A 4479-nucleotide genomic window follows, 5' to 3' on the forward strand; every position below is an offset into this window, starting at 1 on the left:
GCGAGCGGCGTGAGGCCGAGCTGCTGCGCGCGCGCGGCGGTCATCACCACCACGCCGGCCGCGCCGTCGTTCAGCCCCGAGGCATTGCCCGCGGTCACGCTGCCGGCCTTGTCGAAGGCTGGCCGCAAGCCGGCCAGGCCCTCGGCGCTGGTCTTGCGGTTGATGTACTCGTCGGCGGCGAAGACGATCGGATCGCCCTTCTTCTGGGCGATCGAGAACGGCACGATCTCGTCCTTGAAGCGGCCCGCTTCCTGCGCCGCCGCGGCCTTCTGCTGCGAGGCGAGCGCGAGCGCGTCCTGCTTGTCGCGCGAGATGTCGTACTTCTTCGCGACGTTTTCCGCCGTCGTGCCCATGTGGTACTTGTTGTAGACGTCCCAGAGGCCGTCGGTGATCATGGTGTCGACCAGCTTCCAGTCGCCCATGCGCTGGCCGTCGCGCGAGTTGGGAAGCACGTGCGGCGCCATGCTCATGTTCTCCTGGCCGCCCGCGATCGCCACCTCGTAGTCGCCGTCGCGAATGGCCTGCGCCGCGAGCATCACGGCCTTGAGGCCGGAACCGCAGACGGCGTTGATCGTCATGGCCGGAACGCTCTGCGGCAGGCCGCCGCCGATCACCGCCTGGCGGGCCGGGTTCTGCCCCGATCCGGCGGCGAGCACCTGGCCGAGGATGACCTCGCCGACCTGGTCGCCCTCCAGCTTCGCCCGCCGAAGCAGGTCGGCGATGACGGCAGCGCCGAGCTCCGGCGCGGGGGTCCTGGCGAGCGAGCCGCCGAACTTGCCGACGGCCGTGCGGGCTGCGGCGACGATGACGATGTCGTTCATGCTGTTCTCCTGTCTGTGCGATGCGGGGGGTGGCCGGGCCGGATGGGCTCAGGCGGCCTTTTCCTTGACGTAGCGGCCGGGCGCCGGCTCGATCGGCTTGTACTTCCGGTTCCCGGGCACCTTCGGCGCCGGAACCTGCTTGCCTCCGAAATCGGCCAGCCAGGCCGACCAGTCGGTCCACCAGCTGCCCGGGTGCTCGACGGCGGTCTCGAACCAGGCGTCGGGCTCGGGAGGCAGCGCCGCCGACGCGCCTATCCAGTGGCTGCGCTTCTTCTTCGCCGGCGGGTTGATGACCCCGGCGATGTGCCCGGAAGCCCCGAGCACGAACCGGCGCTTGCCCGTGAGCACCTGAGTGCTCGTGTAGGCACCGGTCCAGGGAACGATGTGGTCCTCGCGGGATGCGTAGATGTAGGTCGGCACGGCGATGCGGCCGAGATCGATCTTCTCGCCGCAGACGGTGGCCGCGCCTGGGCGGACCAGGATGTTCTCGAGGTAGGTGTTGCGCAGGTACCAGCAGTACATCGGGCCGGGCAGGTTGGTGCCGTCGGCGTTCCAGTAGAGCAGGTCGAAGGCCGGCGGCGTCTCGCCCTTGAGATAGTTGCCGACGACGTAGTTCCAGACGAGGTCGTTGGGGCGGAGCAGGCTGAAGGTGGTGGCCAGCTCCTGCCCCTTGAGCAGGCTGCCGCCGCCCGGGCTCTCGGCGCCGATGGTCATCTCGCGCAGGCGCACGCCGGCCTCGTCGATGAAGATGTCGAGCACGCCCGTGTCGCTGAAGTCGAGGAAGGTCGTGAGCAGCGAGATGCTCGCCGCCGGGTGCTCGCCGCGGGCAGCGAGAACGGAAAGCGCGCACGACAGGATCGTTCCGCCGATGCAAAAGCCCAGCGTGTTGATCTTCTCGGCGCCGGTGATCTCGCGCACCACGCCGATGGCGTGGATCGCCGCATGCTCGATGTAGTCGTCCCAGGTTCGCTGGGCGATCTCCTCGCCTGCGTTCTTCCAGCTCACGACGAAGACCCGATGCCCTTCGGCCACGGTGTGGCGGATGAGCGAGTTCTCCGGCTGCAGGTCCAGGATGTAGTACTTGTTGATGCACGGCGGAACGAACAGGATGGGCCGCTCGTGCACGCGCGCGGTGAGCGGCTTGTACTCGAGCAGCTGGTACAGCTCGTTCTCGAACACCACCGAGCCTTCGGTCGTGGCGACGTTGCGGCCGACCTCGAAAGCCTTTTCGTCGGTCTGCGACAGGTGCCCGCGCTGGAGGTCGTCCCAGAGCTGCATGAAGCCGTGCACCAGGCTCTCGCCGTTCGTCTCGACGGCCTTCTGCATCACCTCGGGATTGAGCGCGAGGTAGTTGCTGGGCGAGGCGGCGTCGATCCACTGCAGCACGGCGAAGCGGATGCGCGCCTTCGTCTTCTCGTCGGCCTCGACGTTGCTGGCCATCTGCATCAGCGTGCGCGCGTTCAGCAGGTACATCTCGGCCAGGAAGGCGGAGGCGGGCTGGGCCGTCCACGCGGGGGCCGAGAAGCGCTTGTCGGCGGGCGGCGTCAGCCGCCCCCCGGGCTGCAGCACCTTGTTCCAGATCGCCGTGGCCTGGTCGAGGTACTGCTTCTGCAGATCGGCGAGCGCCTGGACCTGGGTGCCCATCCCGGAGAGCGCCCGCCAGGCCTCTTCTCCGAACGCGGCCCTGACCTCGTGCGTGCCAGGTACGTCTGCCCCGAGGGCCTTGGGCGGGTGCGCGGCCTGCTTCGTCTTCATGCCGGCATTATCGTGGCCCGCTCGAAAACCGCTTCGGGAAAACGCATGTACCTGGTGGCCATCGCGTGGCTGTACGTCGTCCTGCTGATGGCGCTCGCCGAGGGCACGGCCGCCGGCGGCAGCTGGCTGGGCGCGACCTTTACCCTCCTGCTCTACGGCGTGCTGCCGCTGGGCATCGCGCTGTACCTGCTCGGCACGCCATCGCGGCGTGCGGCGCGGCGGCGCGCGGACGCCCTAGCCGCCCGGCCGCTCGATCCAGACGGCGGCGGCCATCCGCCCGGTGACGCCGTCGCGGCGAAACGAGAAGAACCGTGAGGCGTCCTCCACCGTGCAGGCGTCGGCGCCGGCGACGCGCAGAACGCCGGCGGCGCCGAGCCGATCGCGGGCCAGCAAGGGCAGGTTCGCCAGCCACTTCCCAGGCCGCGCGGGCCTGAAGCGTTCGGCCGCGCCGACGCCGCTGGACAGGGCGAACGCCGCCGGCACGTCGGGGCCCACCTCGAAGGCGCCCGGCCCGATGCAGGCGCCGAGCCAGGCGACGACCTCGTCCGGTGCGCACGACGCTGCTTCGCACAAGGCCTCGACCGCGGCCTCGACGACGCCGGCCGACAGGCCGCGCCAGCCGGCGTGGGCGGCGGCGACGGCGCGGCCGCTGCGGGTGGCGAGCAGGACGGGCAGGCAATCCGCGGCCTGGACGACGCAGGCGACCCCGGGCCCGACCGTGACGCAGGCGTCCGCCTCGTGCACGGGAGCGCCCGGCTGGATGTCGGCAAGGTCGAGACGAACGACTCGCCGGCCGTGCACCTGGCGCAGGAAGACCGGCGCCGCGCCGATGGCGTCGGCAAGGACTCGGCGGTTCGCTGCGACCGCCTCGGGCGCGTCGCCCACGGCGTCGCCGACGTTCATCGACGCGTACGGGCCGCCGCTGCAGCCCCCGGCGCGGGTGCTCATCAAGGCTCCGACGCCCGGGATGCGCCAGGGCGGCGCCAGCCAGCCGGCCGGCGTCACGCCGCGTCGGGGCAGGCGGAGGGCTGGGCCTTCGTGAACGCCGGCTCCGCCATGCAGGCATCGAAGATGCGCATCACCGTCGGCACGTGGTCGAGCCGACTGTCGACGCGCCGGGCGTTGAAGATCTGCGGCACGAGGACGCAGTCGGCGAGCCCCGGCCGGTCGCCATGGCAGAAGCGCCCGGTGGCCGGGTGACCGGCCAGCTGCCGCTCGACCGCCTCCAGGCCGGTCTCGACCCAGTGCCGGTACCAGCGGTTCTTGTCGTCCTCGCTCACCTTCAGCTCGCCGACCAGATAGCGAAGCACTCGCAGGTTGTTGAGCGGATGGATCTCGCAGGCGATGTCGAGCGCCAGGGCGCGGACGCGGGCGCGTCCGGCCGCATCGCTCGGCAGCAGGGCCGGCTCGGGCCGGATCTCGTCGAGGTACTCGATGATCGCCAGCGACTGGGTCAGCGACAGCTGCCCTGCGCCGCCCTCCTCGTCCACCACCAGGGCCGGCACGAGCTGGGCCGGCAGCGTCTCCAGCAACTCGGCCTGCAGGTGCTCGTTCTTCACCAGGTGGACGGGGACGTAGTCGTAGGCCAGCCCCTTCAGCTCGAGAGCGATGCGGACGCGGAACGACGCCGAGGAACGGAAGTAGCTGTAGAGCTGCATCGCTCGCCCGGCAAGCGACTAGACGATCTCGACCTGCAGGCTGCCGATGCCGCCGACCTCGGCCCTCAGCACGTCGCCGCGCTCCACCGCCGCGACGCCTTCCGGCGTGCCGGTGAAGATCAGGTCGCCCGGCTGCAGCTCCCAGGCCGCCGACAGGTGCTCGATGATCTCGGCGATGCTCCAGATCAGCTTGCCGATCGTGCTCTTCTGGCGCACGACGCCGTTGACCTGCAGCGAGATGGTCG

The 4479-nt window shown here is 70.6% G+C and carries 6 protein-coding genes; 1 reads left to right on the forward strand and 5 read right to left on the reverse strand.

Annotation, left to right across the window (positions count from 1 at the left end; genetic code table 11):
- The coding region (locus AC30N0_RS20030) for an acetyl-CoA C-acyltransferase (RefSeq protein WP_489519636.1) at nucleotides 1-821 on the reverse strand (821 nt) is incomplete at its 3' end.
- A 48-nt stretch (nucleotides 822-869) separates the two neighbouring features.
- Nucleotides 870-2465: a class I poly(R)-hydroxyalkanoic acid synthase gene (gene phaC / locus AC30N0_RS20035; RefSeq protein ID WP_489519641.1), complete on the reverse strand. Its 1596-nt coding sequence runs from the start codon at nucleotides 2463-2465 to the stop codon at nucleotides 870-872.
- A gap of 156 nt (nucleotides 2466-2621) precedes the next feature.
- Between phaC and AC30N0_RS20040 the strand changes: the two genes are divergently transcribed.
- Nucleotides 2622-2891 (forward strand): hypothetical protein, encoded by a 270-nt coding sequence (locus AC30N0_RS20040; protein ID WP_489519637.1) that lies wholly within the window; start codon nucleotides 2622-2624, stop codon nucleotides 2889-2891.
- Here the strand turns inward: AC30N0_RS20040 and pgeF are convergent.
- From pgeF to AC30N0_RS20055, 3 genes are all read right to left on the reverse strand, one after another.
- Nucleotides 2811-3524, reverse strand: a complete 714-nt coding sequence (gene pgeF / locus AC30N0_RS20045) for a peptidoglycan editing factor PgeF (RefSeq protein ID WP_489519638.1) — start codon at nucleotides 3522-3524, stop codon at nucleotides 2811-2813. The two genes, AC30N0_RS20040 and pgeF, sit on opposite strands and share 81 nt — an antisense overlap.
- Before the next feature lie 53 nt (nucleotides 3525-3577).
- On the reverse strand, nucleotides 3578-4234 hold the full coding sequence (gene maiA, locus AC30N0_RS20050) for a maleylacetoacetate isomerase (RefSeq protein WP_489519639.1): 657 nt from the start codon (nucleotides 4232-4234) through the stop codon (nucleotides 3578-3580).
- 18 nt (nucleotides 4235-4252) lie between these two features.
- Nucleotides 4253-4479, reverse strand: a 227-nt coding sequence (locus tag AC30N0_RS20055; protein ID WP_489519640.1) for a fumarylacetoacetate hydrolase family protein, incomplete at its 5' end; no start/stop codon positions are given.

Source organism: Rhizobacter sp. (genome assembly GCF_031412495.1).
Classification (GTDB): domain Bacteria; phylum Pseudomonadota; class Gammaproteobacteria; order Burkholderiales; family Burkholderiaceae_C; genus Schlegelella_A.

Coding starts and splice junctions, on each gene's coding strand:
- phaC (WP_489519641.1), bottom strand. CDS start 2,465: ATGGGCACCCAGGTCCAGGCGCTCGCCGATCTGCAGAAGCAGTACCTC.
- pgeF (WP_489519638.1), bottom strand. CDS start 3,524: ATGAGCACCCGCGCCGGGGGCTGCAGCGGCGGCCCGTACGCGTCGATG.
- AC30N0_RS20040 (WP_489519637.1), top strand. CDS start 2,622: ATGTACCTGGTGGCCATCGCGTGGCTGTACGTCGTCCTGCTGATGGCG.
- maiA (WP_489519639.1), bottom strand. CDS start 4,234: ATGCAGCTCTACAGCTACTTCCGTTCCTCGGCGTCGTTCCGCGTCCGC.